At 51.2% G+C, this 252-nt stretch carries 1 pseudogene; it reads right to left on the reverse strand.

Features of this window, described 5'->3' with window-relative positions:
• A pseudogene (locus tag ACYQ78_RS39885) lies at positions 1–252 on the reverse strand (hypothetical protein); the annotation flags it as partial.

The following is a 252-nucleotide window of genomic DNA, read 5'->3' on the forward strand; positions in this document are numbered from 1 at the left end:
TTGCTTTTCCAATTCTGCCTTAATCGTTGGTATCTTGTCATGAGAAGCCAAGACCATAACTGTCGGCCCAGCACCAGAGAGGTAGGTTGCATAGGCACCATTTTCTTTGGCTACTTGCTTAATCGTCGCAAATTCTCTCACCAAGTCCTGACGATAGCGCTCGTGGAAGAGGTCTCCCTCGATTGCTTGCCCAGCAGTCGCCATGTCTCCTGCCAACAAGGCCGCAACCGCCACATTGGCGATAGAACTAGC

It is taken from the genome of Herbidospora sp. RD11066, assembly GCF_054661255.1.